This is a genomic window from Streptomyces flavovariabilis (genome assembly GCF_000725785.1).
Taxonomy (GTDB): Bacteria; Actinomycetota; Actinomycetes; order Streptomycetales; family Streptomycetaceae; genus Streptomyces; species Streptomyces hawaiiensis.
In genome coordinates this window covers 30,377-51,005 of the sequence record NZ_JNXD01000030.1, presented here as the reverse complement: position 1 = coordinate 51,005, position 20,629 = coordinate 30,377, and the positions used below count along the sequence as shown (strand labels likewise).

At 70.8% G+C, this 20,629-nt stretch carries 18 protein-coding genes; 11 read left to right on the top strand and 7 right to left on the bottom strand.

What is annotated here, in order from left to right; all coding sequences use genetic code 11:
- Positions 1–36 precede the first annotated feature (36 nt).
- On the bottom strand, positions 37–1,866 hold the full coding sequence (locus IO24_RS0136420) for an endonuclease/exonuclease/phosphatase family protein (protein ID WP_031143549.1): 1,830 nt from the start codon (positions 1,864–1,866) through the stop codon (positions 37–39).
- Positions 1,867–2,178: 312 nt separating this feature from the next.
- Between IO24_RS0136420 and IO24_RS0136415 the strand changes: the two genes are divergently transcribed.
- The 11 genes from IO24_RS0136415 to IO24_RS0136365 all read left to right on the top strand — a co-directional run bounded on the left by IO24_RS0136415 (position 2,179) and on the right by IO24_RS0136365 (position 14,792).
- The gene (locus IO24_RS0136415) at positions 2,179–3,597 is read left to right on the top strand and encodes a hypothetical protein (protein WP_031143546.1); all 1,419 of its coding nucleotides are present in this window, start codon (positions 2,179–2,181) and stop codon (positions 3,595–3,597) included.
- Between the two features lie 153 nt (positions 3,598–3,750).
- On the top strand, positions 3,751–5,199 hold the full coding sequence (locus tag IO24_RS0136410) for an alkaline phosphatase PhoX (RefSeq protein WP_031143544.1): 1,449 nt from the start codon (positions 3,751–3,753) through the stop codon (positions 5,197–5,199).
- Positions 5,200–5,549: 350 nt separating this feature from the next.
- Positions 5,550–7,133 carry a TROVE domain-containing protein gene (locus IO24_RS0136405; protein ID WP_031143543.1) on the top strand — a complete coding sequence of 528 codons (1,584 nt, stop codon included), beginning with the start codon at positions 5,550–5,552 and terminating at the stop codon, positions 7,131–7,133.
- Positions 7,134–7,225: 92 nt separating this feature from the next.
- Positions 7,226–7,867 carry a GntR family transcriptional regulator gene (locus tag IO24_RS0136400; RefSeq protein ID WP_031143541.1) on the top strand — a complete coding sequence of 214 codons (642 nt, stop codon included), beginning with the start codon at positions 7,226–7,228 and terminating at the stop codon, positions 7,865–7,867.
- 26 nt (positions 7,868–7,893) lie between these two features.
- Positions 7,894–8,910, top strand: coding sequence for a 1-aminocyclopropane-1-carboxylate deaminase (locus IO24_RS0136395; protein WP_031143539.1), 1,017 nt, complete (start codon positions 7,894–7,896; stop codon positions 8,908–8,910).
- An 81-nt stretch (positions 8,911–8,991) separates the two neighbouring features.
- Entirely contained in the window at positions 8,992–9,396 is a 405-nt protein-coding gene (locus tag IO24_RS0136390) for a VOC family protein (protein WP_031143537.1), read from the top strand.
- 270 nt (positions 9,397–9,666) lie between these two features.
- A complete protein-coding gene (locus IO24_RS0136385; protein WP_031143535.1) occupies positions 9,667–10,704 on the top strand; it encodes a LacI family DNA-binding transcriptional regulator in 1,038 nt (345 codons plus the stop codon).
- A 267-nt stretch (positions 10,705–10,971) separates the two neighbouring features.
- Complete coding sequence (locus IO24_RS0136380) at positions 10,972–12,264, top strand: ABC transporter substrate-binding protein (protein ID WP_031143534.1); 1,293 nt, start codon at positions 10,972–10,974, stop codon at positions 12,262–12,264.
- Between the two features lies 1 nt (position 12,265).
- The gene (locus IO24_RS0136375; protein WP_031143533.1) at positions 12,266–13,288 is read left to right on the top strand and encodes a carbohydrate ABC transporter permease; all 1,023 of its coding nucleotides are present in this window, start codon (positions 12,266–12,268) and stop codon (positions 13,286–13,288) included.
- On the top strand, positions 13,278–14,150 hold the full coding sequence (locus IO24_RS0136370) for a carbohydrate ABC transporter permease (RefSeq protein ID WP_031143531.1): 873 nt from the start codon (positions 13,278–13,280) through the stop codon (positions 14,148–14,150). Before IO24_RS0136375 ends, IO24_RS0136370 begins: the two co-directional genes overlap by 11 nt.
- Before the next feature lie 66 nt (positions 14,151–14,216).
- Complete coding sequence (locus IO24_RS0136365) at positions 14,217–14,792, top strand: TetR/AcrR family transcriptional regulator (protein ID WP_031143530.1); 576 nt, start codon at positions 14,217–14,219, stop codon at positions 14,790–14,792.
- 105 nt (positions 14,793–14,897) lie between these two features.
- Here the strand turns inward: IO24_RS0136365 and IO24_RS0136360 are convergent, their stop codons facing one another.
- From IO24_RS0136360 to IO24_RS0136335, 6 genes are all read right to left on the bottom strand, one after another.
- A complete protein-coding gene (locus IO24_RS0136360) occupies positions 14,898–16,109 on the bottom strand; it encodes a TerD family protein (protein WP_031143529.1) in 1,212 nt (403 codons plus the stop codon).
- 64 nt (positions 16,110–16,173) lie between these two features.
- Positions 16,174–16,395, bottom strand: a complete 222-nt coding sequence (locus IO24_RS0136355) for a hypothetical protein (protein ID WP_031143528.1) — start codon at positions 16,393–16,395, stop codon at positions 16,174–16,176.
- A gap of 74 nt (positions 16,396–16,469) precedes the next feature.
- The gene (locus tag IO24_RS0136350) at positions 16,470–17,459 is read right to left on the bottom strand and encodes a zinc-dependent alcohol dehydrogenase family protein (RefSeq protein ID WP_031143526.1); all 990 of its coding nucleotides are present in this window, start codon (positions 17,457–17,459) and stop codon (positions 16,470–16,472) included.
- On the bottom strand, positions 17,456–18,307 hold the full coding sequence (locus tag IO24_RS0136345) for a carbohydrate ABC transporter permease (protein WP_031143524.1): 852 nt from the start codon (positions 18,305–18,307) through the stop codon (positions 17,456–17,458). Before IO24_RS0136345 ends, IO24_RS0136350 begins: the two co-directional genes overlap by 4 nt.
- Positions 18,304–19,245, bottom strand: coding sequence for a carbohydrate ABC transporter permease (locus IO24_RS0136340; RefSeq protein ID WP_031143523.1), 942 nt, complete (start codon positions 19,243–19,245; stop codon positions 18,304–18,306). Before IO24_RS0136340 ends, IO24_RS0136345 begins: the two co-directional genes overlap by 4 nt.
- Positions 19,242–20,615: an ABC transporter substrate-binding protein gene (locus IO24_RS0136335; protein WP_031143522.1), complete on the bottom strand. Its 1,374-nt coding sequence runs from the start codon at positions 20,613–20,615 to the stop codon at positions 19,242–19,244. Before IO24_RS0136335 ends, IO24_RS0136340 begins: the two co-directional genes overlap by 4 nt.
- Positions 20,616–20,629: the final 14 nt, after the last annotated feature.

The following is a 20,629-nucleotide window of genomic DNA, read 5'->3' as shown; positions in this document are numbered from 1 at the left end:
CCGAACGGCGCGTTCGGCCGGCCCCGACCGGCCGTACTACGGGCGGAAACGCAGAATCTGCGGGTCGTGGTCGCTGATCTGGTCGTGGAACTCCGCGTTGATGTGCACGCTGTCGTACTCGAAGTCGCAGTCGCGCCGGATCGACGGGCTGATCAGGATCTGGTCGAGGACCTGGCTGTTGCCCTGGTAGACGTAGGAGTAACGCTCGCTCCCGGGCAGCGACCTGATCGCCGACCAGAGTTCGCCGCGGCCCTCCAGGAGCTTCGTGGTCTGCGAGAACTCGAAGTCGTTGATGTCGCCCAGCGTGATGACGTCCGCGTTCTTCTGGGTGTCGAGGATGTCCTTGACGAAGGCGTTCACCAGGGTGGCCTGCTGGTGGCGCTGGGTCTCGGAGCTGCGGGACGGCGGCTGGTACTGGGCGGTCAGGCCCTGGTCGCCGCCCTTGGAGTTGAAGTGGTTGGCGATCACGAAGACCGAGCGGCCGCGGAAGACGAACTCGCCGGCCAGCGGCTTGCGGCTGCTCTTCCAGGCCTCGTCGGCGGGGGCGATACGGCCGGGGCTGAGCGTCAGGTGCGCCTTGCCGCGGATCTTCGTCACACCGGTGGCCGTGGTGGCGTCGCCGCCCGCGCGGTCAGCGAAGGAGACCCGCTCCGGGTTGAACAGGAACGCCTGGCGGATGTTGCCGCCCGGCTCGCCGCCGTCGGTGCCGTCGGCCGGGTCGATCGAGCGCCAGTCGTACTTCGGGCCGCCGGCCGCGACGATCGCGTCGATCAGCTTGGTCAGCGTCTGGTCGGCGGCGACCGTGCCGTCGTTCTTCGCGCCGTTGTTGTCCTGGATCTCCTCCAGCGACACGATGTCCGGCGACTTCAGGTTGTTCACGATCGCCGAGGCGTGGGCCGCGAACGTGTCGTCGGTCGGGTCGAGGTTCTCGACGTTGTAGGTGGCGACCGCGAGTTCGGAGGAGCGCTGCCTGCGGGTCGTCTCGCGCTCCAGGCCCGCGCTCTTCAGGGTGCCCAGTTCGCTCGCGACCAGGGTGTAGCCGCCGAACTGGTTGTAGTCCAGGGGGCCGGCGGTGGTGCCGGTGAGGGTGTCGCCCACGTTCGCCTTCGGGAAGTCCGCCGTCGGGCCGAGGGACTGGATCTGGAGGCGGCCCGTGTTCTGGGCGTCGTAGGAGCCGTAGACCGTGCCGCCGTGGCGGTTGCGGTTCTCGTGCGGCTTCACCGTCACCCAGAGCTCGGTGTACGGGTCGGTGGCGCCGACGACACGGGTGTCGGTGACCCGGACGGACATGCCTTCCAACGCCTCGTAGTGGTCCAGGGCGTACTTCGAGGGCTTGAGGGGGAGCGCGTTGACCGAGCCGCCCGCGGCCGTGTCGCCGGCGGGGGCGTAGGCGGCGGGGACCGAGCGCGAGGTGATCGCCGTGGCGGCGGGGAGCGCGTTGCCGCTGGAGACGACCGTGGTGGTCGGCTTGGTGATCTCCGTCAGCGACTGGTTGCCGGAGGCCGTGCCGCCGGGGACGTACTCGGAGACGGTGCCGCTGACCGTGACGGAGTCACCGACGGCCACGCCCTTCGGGGCTGAGCCGGTGAAGACGAAGACACCCTCGCTGGTCGCCGGGTCGGCGTCGGGCTTCGGGTCCTGGATCCAGAAGCCGCGGGACGAGCCGTAGGTCCGGATGCCGGTGACGATTCCGGCCACGTCCGTGACCTGCTGGCCGGCGTACGGGGACATCCGGGTGCTGCCCTGGATGTCGTGGATGCGGACCGACTCCGCGTGCGCGGGGCCGGTGAGGACGATCGTGGATGCCGCGGAGCACGCGGCGGCGACGGTGAGCGCGGCGAGACGCGCGGACGACTTGCTCGGCAACGGGGTTCCCTCCGGGGACGTGACAGGGCGCCGGGACGAGGGCGGACACGTGTGGAATGGCTGGCTGCCGCCACCTGTGGGGCGGGTGCGGTGACGCGCGTAGGGGAAGGGGACGGGTGGACCTGGTGGGGCGGGTCCGGTGAACAAGTGTCCGCCGACTTCTACGCGCGTCAATCTCCAGCCTGTCCATGTCAGTTGTCAAGGTTTCGGCCATGTACGGCCGCTGACGGGGAGATGAAGTGGGCGGCATGGGTGGAAATCCGTCTAGGCTGAGCGGCTGAGTCGTATGAGGCGCCCTAGGAGAAACAGCCGATGTCAGACCGCTCCCCCCTGCCACCGGTGCGGCTGCACCCCGAAGCGGAGCTGGCGCGCGACGCACTGTCCACGCCGTTGCTGTCCCGGGCCGCCCGGCTCGCCCGCTGGGCCGGGCCGGACACCCGCGTCGACGCCGGGGGAGGGCTCGTGGACGAGCAGCTGCCCGCGGCCGTCGAGGCGCTCGGGCTGAGCGGGGACGACGCCGCCGCCGACGCGAGCGAGGCGTGGCGGGTCGCCGTGGACGCCGGGCTCGTCGAGGTCGTGGACGAGGAGGAGGGCACCGTGAGGGCCGGTGAGGATCTGGCCCTGCTCACCGGTGGCTCGCCGCAGGAGGTGCTCGCCGTGTGGCTCACAGCCCTGGAGACCGTGCTCGCCGACGCGAGCGTGCCCGACCTGGACGGGCTCGTGGACGAGGAGGGCGAGGTCGACCTCTCCGCCCTCGACTGGGACCCCGAGGGCGAGGCCGCGTTCCTCGACGGCGTGCTCGGCAACCTCTATCTGCTGACCGCCGGTGAGGACACGCCGGGCGGCGCCCCGGTGCCGCTGCCGGCGCTGGCCGCCTCGGTGATCGTGCCCAGCGACATGGGCGAGCCCACCAACGACGTCCTGGAGCAGGTCTCCGACGCGATGATGCGGCTGGACGATCAGTTCCGGATGCTGGAGCCGGTGGGGTTCGTCGCGTACCAGCCCGTGGACGAGGCGCTCATGGCCGACGCCGACGAGGAGCCCGCGGCGCCCGTCGATGACACCGACGTCTCCCGGTACGGCATGGTCCGGCTCACCCCGCTCGGGCTGTACGGCATGCGCGCGCGGCTGAGGGAGGCCGGGTACGAGGCGCCGGCCGTCGGAGACCTCGCGGACAAGGGGGCCGACGTGCTGCTCGACGGCACGGCGGACTTCCCGCCGGGCGCTGCGCAGGCCGAGACCGAGCAATGGCTTCAGCGCCGGGAAGCGCTCGCCGCGGCACGGGAGTTGCTGGCGGCGGCGCGGGGCGCGGATGCCGGGGCGCCGTTGCGGCGGTTGCGGTGTCAGCAGGCCCTGTCGCTCGTCGGGGCTTCGGCCGAGCCCGCCTTGCGGGAGGTGCTCGACGACGCCGAGCTGGGCGGGCTCGCGCGCGTGTGGCTGACCGAGCACGGGGCGGTGGACGTGCCCGCGCCGTCCGAGGAGATGGTGTACTGGCTGACCATCGACACGGTGGCCGCGCAACTGGCCGCGGAGGGGAACTCCGAGGAGCTGCGGGCGCTGGTGGAGGGGCTCGCGCAGCAGCACGGCGGGTTTTTCGCGGCGGTGTGGCGGGTCGACCATCCCGCGACCGCTGATGTGCTGGAGGCGATGGGGCGGCTGCATCCCGACAAGAAGGTGGCGAAGGAAGCGCGGAAGGCTGCGTTCAAGGCGCGATCGCAACAGGGTGGCTGATCCCGTCGCGCGGGTGCGGCGGTGTTGTGGCTGGTCGCGCAGTTCCCGGCGCCCCTTTGGGCGGCGTTCAACTCGCGTTCACAGGTGCGCGGGACGGTGTTGCCGAAGAAGGTCCGCCACCCTCCACGGCACCCCCCCGTCACAGGAGACACCATGTCGCTCACCCGCAGGGACTTCGCCAGGAACTCCGCGATCACCGGTGCCGGTGTGGCGCTGGCGGGCAGTGTCGGCGCCCTCGCCACGGCGCCGAACGCCCTCGCGTCCACCGACACCGACAGCGCGGGAGACGTGGCGGCGGACGTCCGGCACGGAGTCGGCTACGGGCCGCTCGTCCCCGACCCCCAGGGCATCCTCGCCCTGCCCGCCGGCTTCACGTACCGGATCCTCACCTACAGCGGCAGAACCACCCTGGAGTCCGGTGAGTCCACGCCGTCCAACCACGACGGCACCGCCGCCTTCGACGGCCCCCGCGGCACCACCCTGCTCGTCAACAACCACGAGCTGAAGGGCCCGCGCGCCAACTGGGAGCACCCGGTGCCGCTCACCGAGGGCCTCGTCTACGACCTGGCCGCCGCCGGCGGCTGCACGGTCGTCGAAGTACGCCCCGACGGACGTGTCGCCGAGTGGGTGGGCATCGCCGGCACCTCCACCAACTGCGCCGGCGGCAGCACCCCTTGGGGCACGTGGCTCACCTGCGAGGAGAACTCCGACAAGGCCGGCGTCAACGGCATGACCAAGGACCACGGCTACGTCTTCGAGGTCGACCCCTGCGACCGGCGCGCCAACCGCAGCCCCAAACCGCTGAAGTTCTTCGGCCGCTACGACCACGAGGCCGTCGTCATCGACCCCAAGCGCGGCCACGCCTACCTCACCGAGGACGCCGCCGGCCCCAACGGCCTCTTCTTCCGCTGGACTCCGCCCAGGGGCTTCGAGTACGGCCCCGGACAGTTCCGCAGGCTCGCCGACGACGCCGGTGTCCTCCAGGCACCCACGTGCTTCGACTCCGGCGGCACGTTCGTCGACGACCTGTCCCGCGCCACGAAGATCGGCACGGTCTACGGCGTGGACTGGGTGGACGTCCCCGACCGCGACGCCCGCACCACCCCCGTGCGCAAGCAGTTCAAGGACGGCCAGGTCACCCGTGCCCGCAAGCTGGAGGGCATGTGGTGGGGCGACGGCGGCGCCTACATCGTCGCCTCCTACGCCCGCGAGGAGAGCCCCGTACAGCACGACGGCCAGGTCTGGTTCTACGACCCCAAGCGCCGCACCCTCACGCTGAAGGTCCTGCTCGGCGTGAACCCCGACCCCTCGAAGGACGGCGCGCTCGACGGGCCCGACAACATCACCGTCTCCCCGTACGGCGGCCTCGTCATCGCCGAGGACGGGGAAGGCGTGCAGCACCTGTTCGGGGCCACCGACAGCGGACGCACGTACCCGATCGCGCGCAACGAACTCAACATCGGGACCGAGGAGGAGCCGGAGTACAGCGAATTCACCGGTGTCACCTTCTCGCCCGACGGCCGGACCCTCTACGCCAACATCCAGACGCCCGGCATCATGCTCGCCGTCAGCGGACCCTGGAAGCGCCAGAAGCGGTCATAAATTCGCTCGCAGTTCCGGACCCGCGCCTCCTACAGTGAGATCACAACGTCACGCACCTCCCGGTGCGATGGCAGCGGCTACTTCTCTTCCAAAGAATCCGACGCCGCCGCCGACTTGATCTCGGGAGGCGCAGCATGTGGTGGGTGCCCGGTGCGAAGGCAACGGTTACTTCCTGGATCAGAGGGTTGCGGGTTCGAGTCCCGTCAGCGACTTCGGGTCGCTGTAGCTCAAGTGAGTAGAGCATCTGCATTAGTCCGTCGCCGACTTCTGTCCTCGGGCACCCACCTCTTTTCCCGCATGCAGCGCTCCCCCGGAATCACGAAACACGAACGAATTCGGGGGAATTCACCATGGCGCGATTCAATTCCAAGGCAGCCCGCGCGCGTCCCGTCTCGCGCGTGACGTCCACGGGGCGTGTGCTGCGGACGTACGAGGGCGGCCGGGGCCGCGAGCGGGACGCCCGCTCCGAACTCTTCCTGCTCGCCGTGTCCCACTTCGTCTCCCAGCAGACCTTCTACGAGACCGGCGACGACCGCGACGACCGGTTCCAGCGGCTCGTGCGCGAGCTCGCCGTCACCGACCCGGAGTGGACGGCCGGCCTGCTCGGCTGGCTGCGCGGCGCGGGCAACCTGCGCACGGCCTCCGTCGTCGGCGCCGCCGAGTACGTCAAGGCCCGCCTGGACGCGGGCGCGGCCGACGGCCCGTCCAACCGGCAGGTCGTCGCCTCCGTCCTCCAGCGGCCCGACGAGCCCGGCGAACTGCTCGCGTACTGGACCGCCATGTACGGCCGCACTGTGCCGAAGCCCGTCAAGCGCGGTATCGCCGACGCCGTGCGCCGGCTCTACCACGGCAAGGCGCTGCTGAAGTACGACACCGCCTCCAAGGGTTACCGCTTCGGCGACATCCTCAACCTCGTGCACGCGGCGCCGGACCCGGACAATCCGTGGCAGGGCGAGCTGTTCCGCTACGCCCTCGACCGCCGGCACCACCCGGACACCGCCGTGCCGCCCCCGTCGGACCACGTCCTCACCGCGCACCGCGAGCTGATGGCGCTGCCCGTCGAGGAGCGGCGTGCGGTCGTGACCGCCGAGGGCGGTGCCGAGCGGCTGGCCGAGGCCGGGATGACGTGGGAGGCGCTGGCGGGCTGGCTGCAGGGGCCGATGGACAAGGCGGCCTGGGAGGCCGTGATTCCCTCCATGGGCACCATGGCCCTCGTGCGCAACCTGCGGAACTTCGACGAGGCCGGTGTCTCGGACGAGGTGGCCGAGCGGGTCGCCGCGCGGATCAGCGACCCGGCGGAGGTCGCGCGCTCGCGGCAGTTCCCCTTCCGGTATCTCGCCGCGTACCAGCACGCGCCGTCGCTGCGCTGGTCGTACGCCCTGGAGCGGGCGCTCGGCCACTCGCTGGCCAACGTGCCGGCGCTGCCCGGCCGGACGCTGGTACTCGTGGACCGCTCGGGCTCGATGTTCTGGTCCCGGCTGTCCGACCGCTCGGAGCTCACCCGGGCCGACGCGGCGGCGATCTTCGGTACGGCGCTTGCGCTGCGGGCGGAGCGCGCGGATCTGGTGGAGTTCGGCTCCACGAGCGACCGTGTGACGTTCCGCCGGGGCGAGTCCGTGCTGAAGATCCTCGACCGCTTCGGCGACCTGGGCGGCACCGACACCACGGAGGCGGTGCGCCGGCACTACAAGAAGCACGACCGGGTGCTGATCGTCACCGACGAGCAGTACACGCACCACCACCGGGGCGACCCGACCGAGCAGATCCCGGCCGACGTGCCGGTCTACACCTGGAACCTCGCCGGGTACCGGGCGGGCCACGGCCCGTCGGGGACGGGCAACCGGCACACGTTCGGGGGGCTCTCGGACGCGGCTTTCCGGATGGTTCCGCTGATCGAGGCCTCCCGGGACGCCGACTGGCCCTGGGCGGCCTGAGAGACCGTGGCCCGCACCGCGTGGGGAGTGCGGGCCACGGGTCTGTGCGCGCACCTTGTCGAGCGCCGCACTGACATCTAACATTTCAATCCATGGAAGCCATCCGGCCCGTGCCCCGCACCCTGCTCAGGGACCGGGCGTACGCGGCGATCCGGGACGCCATCGTGGCCGGGGAGATCGAACCGGGGGCGATCGTGCGCGACGCCGAACTAGCGGAGCGGCTCGCGCTGTCCCGGGCGCCGGTGCGGGAGGCCTTCTCCCGGCTGGTGGACGAGGGGCTGCTGGAGAGCAAGCCGCAGAGCTACACCCGCGTGACCCCTCTGGTGACCGCCGACGTGCGGGACGCCGCCGCCGTGGTCGGCGCCATGCACGAGCTCGTGACGAGGGTCGCCGTGCCCCGGCTCGGTGCCGCGGACATCGCCGCGATGCGCGCAGCCAACGAGCGGTTCGCCGCGGCGGTGGGCGCCGGGGACGTGGACGCGGCGCTGCGGGCCGACGACGAACTGCACGACGTCCTCGTCCGGGCGAGCCGCAATTCCGCGGCCGCCGCGACCGTCGCTCGCTACACCCCGCTCATCCGCCGACTGGAGCGGCGGCGCTTCGGCGAGGGCGGCAGCTGCCGCTCGGCCGGGCTGCACGAGCGGCTGATCGACGCCTGCGCGACCGGCGACGTGGACGAGGCGGTCCTCGTCACGGCGGAGATCTGGCGGGGGCTCGAAGAGCTCGCCGACTGACACCGGAACCCATCCAGGGAGGACCCATGTCCCTTTCCGCGTACGAGCGTTACCCGCTGCTCTTCGGGCCCTCGCCCGTGCACCCCCTGGAGCGGCTCACCGCACACCTCGGCGGCGCCTCCCTCTGGGCCAAGCGTGAGGACTGCAACTCCGGTGTCGCGTACGGCGGGAACAAGACCCGCAAGCTGGAGTACCTGGTCGCCGACGCGCTCGCGCAGGGCTGCGACACGCTTGTGTCGATCGGTGGGGTGCAGTCCAACCACACCCGCCAGGTGGCGGCCGTCGCCGCCCGGGCCGGGCTCAAGTGCGTGCTGGTACAGGAAAGTTGGGTGGACTGGCCCGACGCCGTGTACGACAAGGTCGGCAACATCCTGATCAGCCGGCTCGCCGGGGCCGACGTGCGGCTGGTGAAAGCCGGGTTCGGCATCGGTTTCAAGGAGAGCTGGGAGCAGGCGCTCAAGGAGGTCGAGGAGGGCGGCGGAAAGCCGTACGCCATCCCGGCCGGCGCCTCCGACCATCCCCTCGGTGGGCTCGGATTCGCCGGGTGGGCGTACGAGGTCGCCGAGCAGGAGCGGGAGCTGGGCGTCTTCTTCGACACCGTCGTGGTGTGCTCGGTGACCGGGTCGACCCAGGCGGGTATGGTCGCCGGGTTCGCCGCGCTGGAGGAGGCGGGCGGGCGGCCCCGGCGTGTACTCGGCATCGACGCCTCGGCGAAACCGGCCGCGACCCGTACCCAGATCGCCCGGATCGCGCACGGCACCGGGCAGCTCATCGGCGTCGAACGGGAGTTGACCGAGGCGGACGTCGTACTCGACGAGCGGTATCACGCCGGCGTCTACGGCGTCCCCGACGACGCCACCCTGGAGGCGATGCGCCTCGCGGCCCGGACCGAGGGGATGGTCACCGACCCCGTCTACGAGGGCAAGTCCATGGCCGGGATGATCGACCTGGTGTCGAGGGGCGAGATCGGCCGCGACTCCACGGTGCTCTACGCCCACCTGGGCGGGCAGCCGGCACTGAACGCGTACAGCGCGCTGTTCTGAGCGTCGGGTGCCGGGCGCGGACGGGAATCATCGGGCGGGCCGTCGGGTTGTCCCGGTCACCTACGCCCTGGAGGAGCCGCCATGTCCGACGAGCCAGCCGTCCGCGAACTCCGCCTGGTCGTGACCGCCGACGACTACGACGCCGCGCTGCACTTCTACCGGGACGTGCTCGGGCTGACGGAACAGGCCGCGTTCGCCTCGGAGGACGGGCGGGTCACGATCCTCGACGCCGGGCGGGCCACCCTGGAACTGACCGACCCGAACCACGCCGCGTTCATCGACGAGGTCGAGGTGGGGCGGCGGGTCGCGGGGCACATCCGGGTCGCCTTCCAGGTGGACGACTCCGTCGCCACCACGGCGAAGCTGGCCGCCGCCGGAGCGGAGGTCGTCGCCGAGCCGACACGCACCCCGTGGAACTCCTTGAACTCCCGGCTCGAGGCCCCGGGCGCCCTCCAGCTGACGCTGTTCACCGAGCTGGGCGACTGACGGGCCGGCGTCCCGGCGCGCCATCGCCGGGCGGTGGGCGGGGCCGTGCCGGGGGGTGTCCGTCCTCGGAACGGCGCGATGGAGTCTCACGCCGACTGACTCTTCGTTGACGCGCCAACCAGCTGCGGGCGGACACCCCCCCGGCACGTCCCCTTGCGTCGTACCGCGGGTGCGGGTCCGCGCGGGTGGGCCGGTGCCGGTGGGTATCCGGAGGGTGTGCGTCCGGCTGCCCCTGCCGGGCAGGCTGCCGTGCCGGATACAGTGCTGACCGTGTGGACGGACAATCAGCGTGCGGAGCCGAGTGCCGGGCGGCCCGACGGTGCCCGGCGCCGGGCCACGATCCACGACGTCGCACGGCTGGCCGGGGTGTCACGCCAGACGGTCTCCCGGGCCGTCAACGACAAGGGTGAGATCGACCCCGGCACCAAGGAACGGGTCCTGGAGGCGGCGCGGCTCCTGGACTACCGGCCGAGCCGGTTCGCGCGCGGACTCGTCCAGAAGGGGGCCGTCACCGCGGGCCTGGTCATCCCCGACCTGCGGAACCCGTTCTTCCCGGAGGTGGCCGCCGGGGTGCTGGAAGCCGCCGAGCAGCGCGGCTGGCAGGTCGTCGTGTGGGACTCCCGGATCGACGAGGCCAGGGAGCGTGAGGCGCTCGACGTGCTCTCCCACCAGGCGGACGCGGTGGTGGGCTACTTCAAGAACCCGGACGACGTGCTCACCCGGCACCTCGGAGGCGTGCCGCTGGTGCTGCTGGAGCGTGGCCCGCAGCAGACCCGGTTCGCCGCCGTGGGCATCGACGCCGCCACCGGTGTCGAGCAGGGCATGAACCATCTGTTCCGCGCCGGGCACCGCAGGATCGGCATGCTCGACGGCGTGCACGGCCCCGGTCCCCGCCGGCAGGCCTTCCTGGATCAGGCGCGACGGCTCGGCCTGCCGGTCGACGAGCACTGGATCGTGGTGTGCCCCGAGCACAGCGTGGCGGGCGGCGAGGCCGGCATGGACCGGCTGCTGACCGCGTGGCCCGGGATCACCGCGGTCTTCGGCTTCAACGACCTGATCGCGGTCGGGGCGATGCGCACCGCCCGGCGTCGGGGCCGGAGGGTTCCGGACGACCTGGCCGTGCTCGGCTTCGACGGCCTCTCCCTGGGCGAGCTGGTCGAACCGGCTCTGACCACCCTGCACATCGACAAGCGGCAGCTGGGACGGCTGGCCGTGGAGCAGGTGGCCCGGCTGCGCGCGGGCGAGGAACCGCTGCGGGGCGCGGACGCGTGGGTGACCCCCGAACTCGTGGTGCGCGACTCCGCCTGACGTTCCGGCCCTTCCGTTCCCTTGACACCGGATTTCGAGCGCCCCGATACTCGACGGCACCGCTCACGTGAACGTTCACGGACGCTCAGAACCCCCCACCGCGAGACCGTCGGCCCGACCACCACGCGCCCGCCGACATCGTTGTCTTCACTTCCGCATCCCGGAAGCCTCCCCCCCCCACCCCCGTGAGAACGGGCCCGCGGCAAGCGCTGTGCCCCGGCCGCGGCACGCCCGGAAAGCGAGTGCGCGCCCATGGAACACCGAACGATGTCCCGCAGACGCTTTCTGGGGGCCTCCCTGGGCGGCGCGGGCGCCGGCCTGCTGACGCTCTCGGGGTGCGGGACCGCCGAGGGATCGGCCTCCACAGGCTCCGACCATCTCAGCCTCTGGTACTGGAAGGGCTCACTCAGCGACCGACTCCTGGCCACGGCCGCCCGCGGGGTCCCCGGCGTTCCGGGGCTGAAGGTGAAGGGCTCCCAGGTCCCGGACGGCGACATCGACTCCAAGGTGCGTACGAGTCTGGCCGCCCAGGCCCACGTGCCGGACCTGACGGTCGTGAACAACGACAACCTCGCCACGTTCTTCCCGGACGAGGACGAGTTCCTCGACCTGCGCACGCTCGGTGCCGAGTCCGTCCGCGACCGGTACCTCGACTGGAAGTGGAAGGCCTGCTTCACCCCGACGGGCCGCATGATCGGCTTCCCCCTGGACGCCGGGCCCACCGCGCTCTACTACCGCCGCGACCTGTTCCGGGAGGCCGGACTGCCCCACGAGCCGCAGGACGTCGCCGAAGAGATTCCCACCTGGGAGAAGTTCATCGCCGCCGGACGGACACTGCGGCGCAAGGGGCCGGGCAAGCCCTACCTCGTGAGCAACACCGGCAACGTGTTCCAGCAGGTGCTGCTCCAGAGCCCGCAGCAGTTCGTGGACGCGGACAACCGCTTCATCGGCGACCAGGAGCACATCCGGCGCGCCTGGGACCTGTCCGTGGACATCCTCCGCCAGGGCCTCAGCGCCAGAATCACGGACGGCACGCCCGACTTCAACGCGGCCATGAGCGGCGGCCGCCTCGCCACCATGACCACGGCGGTGTGGGCCATCAACACACTGAAGGACACCGCGCCGGAGACCGCCGGTTCCTGGCGGCTGACCACCCTGCCGGACGGCCCCTGCAACTACGGCGGCTCCTATGTGACGTTGACCCGCTACTGCCGGGAACCGGAGGCCGCCTTCGCCTTCCTGAAGTGGCTGCTGAGCCCGGAGAACCAGCTCGAGAGCTACCAGGAGATGGCCCTGTTCCCCACCACTCCCGCCTCCTACGCCGATCCGGCGATGCACAAGCCCGACCCCTTCTTCGGCGGTCAGCAGCCCATCGACGTCTTCGGCCCGGCCGCCCGGAAGGCCCCGGTCGTCTACTTCAGCCCCTACGAGGAGACCGCCAACACCCCGTTCTTCCAGGAGCTGACCAATGTGGAGACGCTCGGCAAGAACCCCGAGCGGGCCTGGCGGGACGCCGTGAACACCGCCGAGACCGCGCTGACACGGCTGGGGGTGAGCTGACATGGCCACGGTTCTCGACCCGGCCGGTGCGCCCACGGCCGACGAGCGGCGCCCGGACCGCCGTGGCACGTCCGCCCCTCCCGGCGGACGCCGGCGGTTCCTCCCGCCGCTGCTCGCCATCTCCCCGTTCTACGTGCTGTTCGCCGTCTTCGGCGCCTTCCCCGTGGTCTTCTCCATGTACCTGTCCTTCCAGGACTGGGACGGCATCGGGGACATGCGGTTCGTCGGACTCAAGCAGTACGGCTGGCTGCTCCAGGACACGGTGTTCTGGCACGCGGTGCTCAACACCTTCGAGATCTGGTTCCTGTCCACGGTACCGATGCTCTTCCTGGCGCTCGTGCTGGCGTTCCTGCTGCACTCGCAGGTCCGCTTCGCCGGTGCCTACCGGGTGGCGTACTTCATCCCCAACGTCACCTCGATGGTCGCCATGACCATCGTCTTCGGCTCGGTCTTCGCCCAGGCGGGCCTCGCCAACGCGGTGCTCAGGGCCGTGGGTCTGGACGGGATCGGCTGGCTGTCCTCCGAGTGGGGCATCAAGTCGTCCGTCTCCATCATGATCATCTGGCGGTGGGTCGGCTACAACGCGCTGATCTTCCTGGCGGGCATCCAGGCCATCCCCACCGAGCACTTCGAGGCCGCGCGCGTCGACGGCGCGAACAGCCGGCAGACCCTCTTCCGCGTCGTGGTGCCGCAGCTGCGTCCGGTGGTCCTCTTCGCCGCCGTCACCTCCACCATCAACGGCCTGCAGGTCTTCACCGAGTCCCAGGTGCTCTTCCAGTCGACCGACGTCGGCACCACGGGCGGACCGGGTCAGGAAGGGATGACCATCGTGCTCTACCTGTGGCAGAAGGCCTTCAAGGAGCACCAGTTCGGTTACGGCGCCGCGATGGGCTGGCTCCTCTTCGCCATCATCGCGGTGTTCACGATCATCAACTGGCGGCTGGTGTCCGGCTCGGACCGCGACGACCGCCGGCCCGGCATCGCCGGACTGCTGCGCCGCAAGGGGGCTCGTGATGGCCGCTGACGACCGGACGACCGGCAGCGCGGGGCTCGCGATCGGCTCCGGCAGCAGGCTCTCCCGGATCTGTGTCCGGGCGGTACTGCTGCTCGGCGTGCTGATCTCGCTGTTCCCCTTCTACTGGCTGGTGGTGATGGCCTCCGGCACGACCCAGGACATCTACGGCTACCCGCCCAAGCTGGTGCCGGGCCCGCATCTGCTGGACAACATGAGCCGGGTGCTCGACACGATCGACTTCTTCGGCTCACTGCTCAACACGGTCGTGGTGGCCGTCGTCGGCACCGCGCTCGTGCTGTTCTTCGACTCGCTGGCGGCCTTCGCCTTCGCCAAGTACGAGTTCCCGGCGAAGAAGTTCCTCTTCGGCATGCTGCTGGTCACGTACATGATCCCCGCCCAGCTGTCCCTGGTGCCGCAGTTCGTCACCATCGCCGAGTTCGGCTGGGCCGGCTCGCTGAAGGCGCTGATCATCCCCGGCGCGGCCAACGCCTTCGGCATCTTCTGGATGCGCCAGTACGCCCAGAACTCCCTGCCCGACGAACTGCTGGACGCCGGGCGGATCGACGGCGCCGGCTTCTTCCGCCTCTACACGCAGGTCGCGCTGCCCCTCTTCCGCCCGGCTCTGGCCTTCCTCGGCATCTTCACGTTCATCGGCCTCTGGAACGACTACATCTGGCCCCTGGTCGTGATGATCGACCCGGAGAAGGTGACCTTGCAGGTGGCGCTGGCGAACCTCAATGTCCTCTACAACGCGGACTACGCCCTGGTGATGGCCGGTGCGCTGATGAGCGTCATCCCACTGATCGTGGTGTTCCTGTTCGGGGCGCGGCACTTCCTGCGGGATCTGGCGGCGGGGGCGATGAAGATGTGAGGCCGGACCCGGGTCCGGCCTCTCGGTAAGGTGCGGAGTAAGTCCCGGTCGGTGAGGAGTGGTCGCGTGGTGCAGGTCAGGCCCATGCGGGCGGATGCCCGGCGCAACTACGAGCGGTTGCTGACGATCGCCGTGGAGGCCTTCGCCGAGCACGGGGAAGGCGCGTCGCTCGACGACATCGCCAAGCGGGCCGGGGTCGGCTCCGGCACGCTGTACCGGCACTTCCCGACCCGGCAGGCGCTGCTGGAGGCCGCGTACCTGGACCGCGTCGAGGCGATCGCGGCCCGGGCCGATGAGCTGGCGGCCGAACTGCCGCCGGGCGAGGCGCTGGGGGAGTGGCTGTACGAACTCGGCGCCGGGCTGACCCGGATGCGGGGGCTGAAGGCGCTGCTGGGCCCGGCCGTCACGGACTCCGGCTCCCTCGTGAACACGGCCTGCGGCGACTCGGTCAAGGCCGCGGCGGGGCGGCTGGTCCGGGCGGCGCAGGAGGAGGGCACGCTACGGCGGGACGTCGAGCCGGTCGACGTGCTGCGGCTGGCGCACGGGGTGGCTACGGCCTCGGAACTGGCGGACGGGGAGGGCCGGCACATCCGGCGGTATCTGACACTGCTGATGGAGGGGCTGGCGGCGGGGCGGCGCTGATCGGCCGCTGCCGCCGTAGCGCGTGTCGTCGGTGCTGAGCGAGTGGGCCGGACTGGGCCGGACGCCCCCTGGTGAGGGGGCGTCCCCGGAGGCCGGTTCGGTGGGTTACAGGGCCTGGGCCGCCGGCTTCACCATTCCCCTCACCGTGCGGGACTTCACGAAGTCGCCCATGGCCGTCATGTCCCACTCGCCGGAGAACTGGCGGATCAGCTTGGCCATCATCACGCCGGTCTGCGCCTCGGCGCTGGTGAGGTCGAAGCGGACCAGTTCCTCGCCGGTCGCGCCGTCCAGGAGGCGGCAGTAGGCCTTGGCGACCTCCGTGAACTTCTGGCCGGAGAAGGAGTTGACCGTGAAGACCAGGCCTGTGACCTCCTGGGGCAGGCGGCCGAGGTCGACGGTGATGACCTCGTCGTCTCCGCCGCCCTCACCCGTGAGGTTGTCCCCGGAGTGCCGGATCGCGCCGCCCACGATCTGGAGCTTGCCGAAGTAGCAGCTGTCGATGTGGTTGCGCTGCGGCCCGTAGGCGATGACCGAGGCGTCCAGGTCGATGTCCTTGCCGCGGTAGGCCGGCTCCCAGCCGAGGCCCATCTTCACCGAGGAGAGCAGGGGACGGCCGCCCTTGATCAGGGAGACGGTCTGGTTCTTCTGGAGGCTGACGCGGCCCTTGTCGAGGTTGATCTTCCCGGCGCCAGGGGCGGGCGGAGGAGGCGTGGCCGGGGCGGCCGCGGGCGCGGCGGGGGTGCTGACGGGCGGGGCCGGCGGCTGCACCGGGGCCGGCGGCGGGGTCACCGGCTGGGGCGGGGTCACCGGCTGGGCGGCGGCCGGTTCCTCCACCGTGACTCCGAAGTCCGTGGCGATGCCCGCGAGGCCGTTGGCGTATCCCTGGCCGACGGCGCGGGCCTTCCACTGGCCGTTGCGCTGGTAGACCTCCACGATGACCAGGGCCGTCTCGCCGCCGAGCTGCGGGGGCGTGAACGTGGCCAGGACGGAGCTGTCGTCGGCGTTGCGGATGGTGGCCGTCGGCTCGATGCCCTGGAAGGTCTGGCCCGCGGCGTCCGGGCTCGCCGTGACGACGATCTTCTCGATGCCGGAGGGCACGGCCGTCGTGTCGACCACGATCGCGTCGGGCGCACTGCCGCCGCCCGAGCGGTACGTCACGCCCGGGCCCGAGGGCTGGTTGTAGAAGATGAAGTCGTCGTCGGAGCGCACCTTGCCGTCGGCGGTGAGCAGCAGGCCCGATACGTCGAGCCGCACCGGGGCGGTGACGTCCACCGTCACGCGGGCGGCGGACAGGGGGATGTTCGAGCCGGGGGTCATAGCTGTCATGCCGGGTGAACGAGCGAGGTGGTTTTGCCGTTCCCTTACCTTGGGGCCAATCGGGTCACCGGCGATTGCGGGGGTGGGCGCGGGCGGTGCGTTCGTTGCCCCGCTTGTAGTTGCCGGTCCAGCGGGCCATGACCAGCTGCGGGTCGGAGGTCTCGACCTCGGCGAGGAACTGCGCGGCCCGGGGGCCGTTCAGGGTGGTGGCGGGGCGGCCGTGGTGGCTGATGCGGACCCGGCCGCCCGTGTGCTGCTCGTAGGTGAATCCGTGGGCTCGTGGCATGCCGCGAGCGTAGAAGGGCGGGGGAGGGCGGCCCACTGAATTTCCGACCGCCCCCGCCGCAGTGGTCCGAGGCCCTACGGCACGACCACGATCTTGCGGCCGACCCCCGCCGCGAACTGCTCCAGCGCCTGCGGGTACCGCTCCAGCGGTATGCGGTCGCTGATGAAGATCTCCGGGTCCAGGACGCCGTTCGCGAAGAGTTCCGCCGCGCGTTCGAAGCTGTGCAGGACCGCCATCGAACCGGTGATGGTGATCTCCTGGTTGTAGATGCGGTACGGGTCGATCGTCACCCGCGTCGCGTAGTCGGCCACCCCGAACTGCAGGAACGTGCCGGCCTTCGCCACCCGGTCCAGTCCGTCCTGGATCGCCGCCGCGTTGCCCGTGGCGTCGACGACCAGGTCCCAGCCCTGCGGACGGTCCAGTTCGTCGGGGTTCGCCGCCGACGCGGAGACGCCGAGGCGGCGGGCCGTCTCCAGGCGGGCCGGGTTCACGTCGACGACGTCCACGCTCGCCGCGCCGGTGCGCTTGGCCAGCTCCAGCATCATCAGGCCCATGGTGCCGGAGCCGTAGATCAGCACGTGCGCGCCGAGGCGGGACCGGAGCACGTCGTAGCCGCGCACCGCGCAGGACAGCGGCTCCACGAGCGCCGCGTCCTCGGTGCGGACGTGCTCGGGGAGCTTCACGCAGTTCGCCACCGGGGCGACCGCGTACTGTGCCGCGCCTCCGGCCGTGGTCACGCCGATCGCCGCCCAGCGTTCGCAGAGGTTGTTGTGGCCGGTACGGCAGTAGCGGCATTCGTAGCAGTAGAGGGACGGGTCGACCGCCACCCGGTCGCCCACCGACACCTCCGTGACCTGGGTGCCGACCCCGGCGACCTCGCCGGCGAACTCGTGCCCGGGCACGATCGGGAGCTTCGGGGCGAACTCGCCCTGGAGGATGTGCAGGTCCGTGCCGCACAGCCCGCAGGCCGCGACCTCGACGACGACCTCGCGCGGCCCTGGTGTCGGGTCCGGGACCTCGGCGACGACGGCCTTGCCCACGGACTCGATGACGGCGGCCTTCATTTCACGGCTCCCAACGACAGGCCCTGGACCAGCTTGTCCTGGGCGGCGAATCCCGCGGCGAGCACCGGCAGGGAGATGACGAGCGACGCGGCGCACACCTTCGCCAGGAACAGGCCCTGGCTGGTGATGAAGCCGGTCAGGAAGACGGGGGCGGTCTCGGCGACCACACCCGTGAGCACCCGGGCGAACAGCAGCTCGTTCCAGCTGAAGATGAAGCAGATGAGCGCCGTCGCGGCGATACCGGGGAGGGAGATCGGGGCGACCACGCGCGCGAGGACCGTCGGCAGCCGTGCCCCGTCCACCCGGGCCGCCTCGATCACCGCGACCGGGATCTCGGCGAGGAACGACTGCATCATCCACACCGCGATCGGCAGGTTCATGGAGGTGTAGAGGATGACCAGCAGCCAGATGTTGTCGAGCATCCCGGCGTTCTTGGCGAACAGGTAGATCGGCAGCAGGCCGGCCACGACGGGCAGCATCTTCGTGGAGAGGAAGAAGAACAGCACGTCCGTCCACTTGCGGACCCGGTTGATGGACAGCGCGTACGCGGCGGGGAAGGCCAGCAGCAGGACCAGCAGTGTCGAGGCCACGGACGCGACCAGGGAGTTGACCAGGGCGGGCCAGGGGCTCGCGCCGCCGCCCGCGCCGAAGAACTCGCGGTAGCCGTCGAGGGTCAGCGAGGCCGCGAAGGACGGCGGGTTGGTCGCCGCGTCCGCCTCGGAGTGGAAGGACGTCAGCGCCATCCACGCGATGGGCAGGAAGAACACGATGCCGAGCAGCCAGGCCAGCAGGCCCAGGCCCGCTCCCTTGCCACGGACACGGCGGGCACGCGGTGCGGTCGTGCTCATGCGCGGGACACCTCCTCGCGGAACAGGGACGACACCACGCGCAGGGCGAAGGTCGCGATGACGATCGAGCCGATGACCACCAGGACGCCCGCGGCCGAGGCGAGGCCGTTCTCGTGGGCCTGGTAGAAGCTCTGGTAGACGGTGTAGGGGAGATTGGCGGTGCCCAGGCCGCCGGACGTGATCGTGAAGACCGCGTCGAAGTTCTGGACGATGTAGATCGAGCCCAGCAGGGCGCCCAGTTCGAGGTAGCGGCGCAGGTGCGGAAGCGTCAGGTGGACGAAGATCTGCCAGTCGCTCGCGCCGTCGACCCGGGCCGCCTCGATCTGCTCGTGGTCGCGGCTCTGCAGGCCGGCGAGCAGGATCAGCATCATGAACGGCGTCCACTGCCAGACGAGGGACGCCTCGACCGCGAGCAGCGGGGTGGTGGAGATCCAGTCGGGCTGTGGCCCGCCCACATAGTGCAACAACCCGTTGAACAGGCCGTATTCGGGGTTGTAGAGCACATGTTTCCAGAGCAGGGCCGCTGCGACCGGCACCACCAGGAACGGTGCGATCAGCAAGGTCCGTACGATGCCCCGGCCACGGAACCTCCGGTCCAGCAGCAGCGCCAGGACGAGTCCCAGGACCAGGCTGGCCAGGACCACCGCCACGGTCAGCAGCACGGTCGTCCACACCGAGTGGCGCAGGTCCGGGTCGGTGAGGACCTCCTGGTAGTTGTCGACGCCGGTGAAGTGGCGGGCGTCGGGATAGAGGGAGTTCCAGTCGAAGAAGGAGATCACCAGCGTGGCCACGAAGGGCAGCTGGGTGACGACGATCATGAAGATCAGGGCGGGCAGCAGCGGGGCCCGGGTCGCCCAGGCGCGCAGCCGCGCCGAGGGGCGGCGGACCGGGGTGCGCGTCTCGGGTGTGGCCACGGGGGCCGGTGTCGTGGCGGTCATCGTCCCTCGTACTCCTCGGAGATCTTCTCGGCGAGCGCCTGAGACTTCTTCAGGGCCGACTCGACGGACTGGCGTCCGGCGATGGCCGCGCTGATCTCCTGGGAGACCTTGGTACCGAGGTCGGTGAACTCGGGGATGCCGACGAACTGGATGCCGGGTGCGGGACGCGGCTGCACCCCGGGATCGTTCGGCCGGGCCTTCTCGATGGCCTCCCTGGTCATCTCCTGGAAGGCGCCGGCTTCCTCGCGGTAGTCGGGGTTGGCGTAGGTCGAGGCCCGTTTTCCGGCCGGGACGTTGGACCAGCCCGCCTTCTCGCCGACCAGTTCCTCGTAGCCCTTGCCGGACGCCCAGGAGACGAACTTCCAGGCGTTGTCCGGGTTGCGGGAGGCCTTCTGGATGCCCCAGGCCCAGGTGTAGAGCCAGCCGGAGGACTCGGTCTTCTCGACGGGGGCGGGGGCGTAGCCGACCTTGCCCTTGACCGGGGAGTTCGCCGCCTCCAGGGATCCGGCCGCTGAGGTGGCGTCGTACCACATGGCGACCTTGCCCTGGGTCATGTTGTTCAGACACTCGGCGAAGCCGGACTGGGCGGCGCCGGACTCGCCGTGCTCGCGCACCAGGTCGACATAGAACTTCGTCGCCTTCCGGAAGGCCGGGGAGTCGAGCCGCGCCTTCCAGTCCGTGTCGAACCAGGTGCCGCCGAAGGTGTTCACCACCGTGGTGAGCGGGGCCATCACCTCGCCCCAGCCGGGCAGCCCGCGCAGGCAGATGCCCTTCATGCCGGGCTCGGCGCCGTCCGTCCGCGCCGCGAGGTCCGCCACCTGCTGCCAGGTGGGGTGCGCGGGCATCGTCAGGCCCTGCTGCTCGAAGACGTCCTTGCGGTACATCAGGAACGACGACTCGCCGTAGAAGGGCTGGCCGTAGAGCTTGCCGTCGTCGGCGGTGAGGGACTGGCGCATCGGCTTCAGGACGTCCTGCTCGTCATAGGCCGGGTCCTCGGCGACGTAGCCGTTCATCTCGCGCAGCCAGCCGTTGCGGGCGTAGATCGGTATCTCGTAGTTGGACAGTGTGGCGACGTCGTACTGGCCGGCCTGGTTGGCGAAGTCCTGGCTGATCTTGTCGCGGACGTCGTTCTCGGGGAGGACGGTGAAATTGACCTTGATGCCCGTCTCCTCGGTGAAGTGGGCGCGGGTCAGCTTCTGCAGCTCGACCATCTGGGGGTTGTTGACCATCAGGACGTTGATGGCGTCGCCGCCGGATCCGGCCCCGCCCGCGCCGACCCAGCAGCCGGAGAGCAGCGGGGCGAGCAGCGTCCCTGCGGCGGCCAGGGCGAGCGTGGCTCGCGGGGGCCGTCGTCGGCTCTGGGTTCGCATGGATCGCTCCTGGA

What these genes read in the sequence shown, in the direction of transcription:
- IO24_RS0136360 (WP_031143529.1), bottom strand. Translation starts at nt 16,109, where the DNA reads ATGACCCCCGGCTCGAACATCCCCCTGTCCGCCGCCCGCGTGACGGTG.
- IO24_RS0136390 (WP_031143537.1), top strand. Translation starts at nt 8,992, where the DNA reads ATGTCCGACGAGCCAGCCGTCCGCGAACTCCGCCTGGTCGTGACCGCC.
- IO24_RS0136375 (WP_031143533.1), top strand. Translation starts at nt 12,266, where the DNA reads ATGGCCACGGTTCTCGACCCGGCCGGTGCGCCCACGGCCGACGAGCGG.
- IO24_RS0136340 (WP_031143523.1), bottom strand. Translation starts at nt 19,245, where the DNA reads ATGACCGCCACGACACCGGCCCCCGTGGCCACACCCGAGACGCGCACC.
- IO24_RS0136350 (WP_031143526.1), bottom strand. Translation starts at nt 17,459, where the DNA reads ATGAAGGCCGCCGTCATCGAGTCCGTGGGCAAGGCCGTCGTCGCCGAG.
- IO24_RS0136395 (WP_031143539.1), top strand. Translation starts at nt 7,894, where the DNA reads ATGTCCCTTTCCGCGTACGAGCGTTACCCGCTGCTCTTCGGGCCCTCG.
- IO24_RS0136380 (WP_031143534.1), top strand. Translation starts at nt 10,972, where the DNA reads ATGTCCCGCAGACGCTTTCTGGGGGCCTCCCTGGGCGGCGCGGGCGCC.
- IO24_RS0136400 (WP_031143541.1), top strand. Translation starts at nt 7,226, where the DNA reads ATGGAAGCCATCCGGCCCGTGCCCCGCACCCTGCTCAGGGACCGGGCG.
- IO24_RS0136415 (WP_031143546.1), top strand. Translation starts at nt 2,179, where the DNA reads ATGTCAGACCGCTCCCCCCTGCCACCGGTGCGGCTGCACCCCGAAGCG.
- IO24_RS0136355 (WP_031143528.1), bottom strand. Translation starts at nt 16,395, where the DNA reads ATGCCACGAGCCCACGGATTCACCTACGAGCAGCACACGGGCGGCCGG.
- IO24_RS0136335 (WP_031143522.1), bottom strand. Translation starts at nt 20,615, where the DNA reads ATGCGAACCCAGAGCCGACGACGGCCCCCGCGAGCCACGCTCGCCCTG.
- IO24_RS0136405 (WP_031143543.1), top strand. Translation starts at nt 5,550, where the DNA reads ATGGCGCGATTCAATTCCAAGGCAGCCCGCGCGCGTCCCGTCTCGCGC.
- IO24_RS0136370 (WP_031143531.1), top strand. Translation starts at nt 13,278, where the DNA reads ATGGCCGCTGACGACCGGACGACCGGCAGCGCGGGGCTCGCGATCGGC.
- IO24_RS0136410 (WP_031143544.1), top strand. Translation starts at nt 3,751, where the DNA reads ATGTCGCTCACCCGCAGGGACTTCGCCAGGAACTCCGCGATCACCGGT.
- IO24_RS0136345 (WP_031143524.1), bottom strand. Translation starts at nt 18,307, where the DNA reads ATGAGCACGACCGCACCGCGTGCCCGCCGTGTCCGTGGCAAGGGAGCG.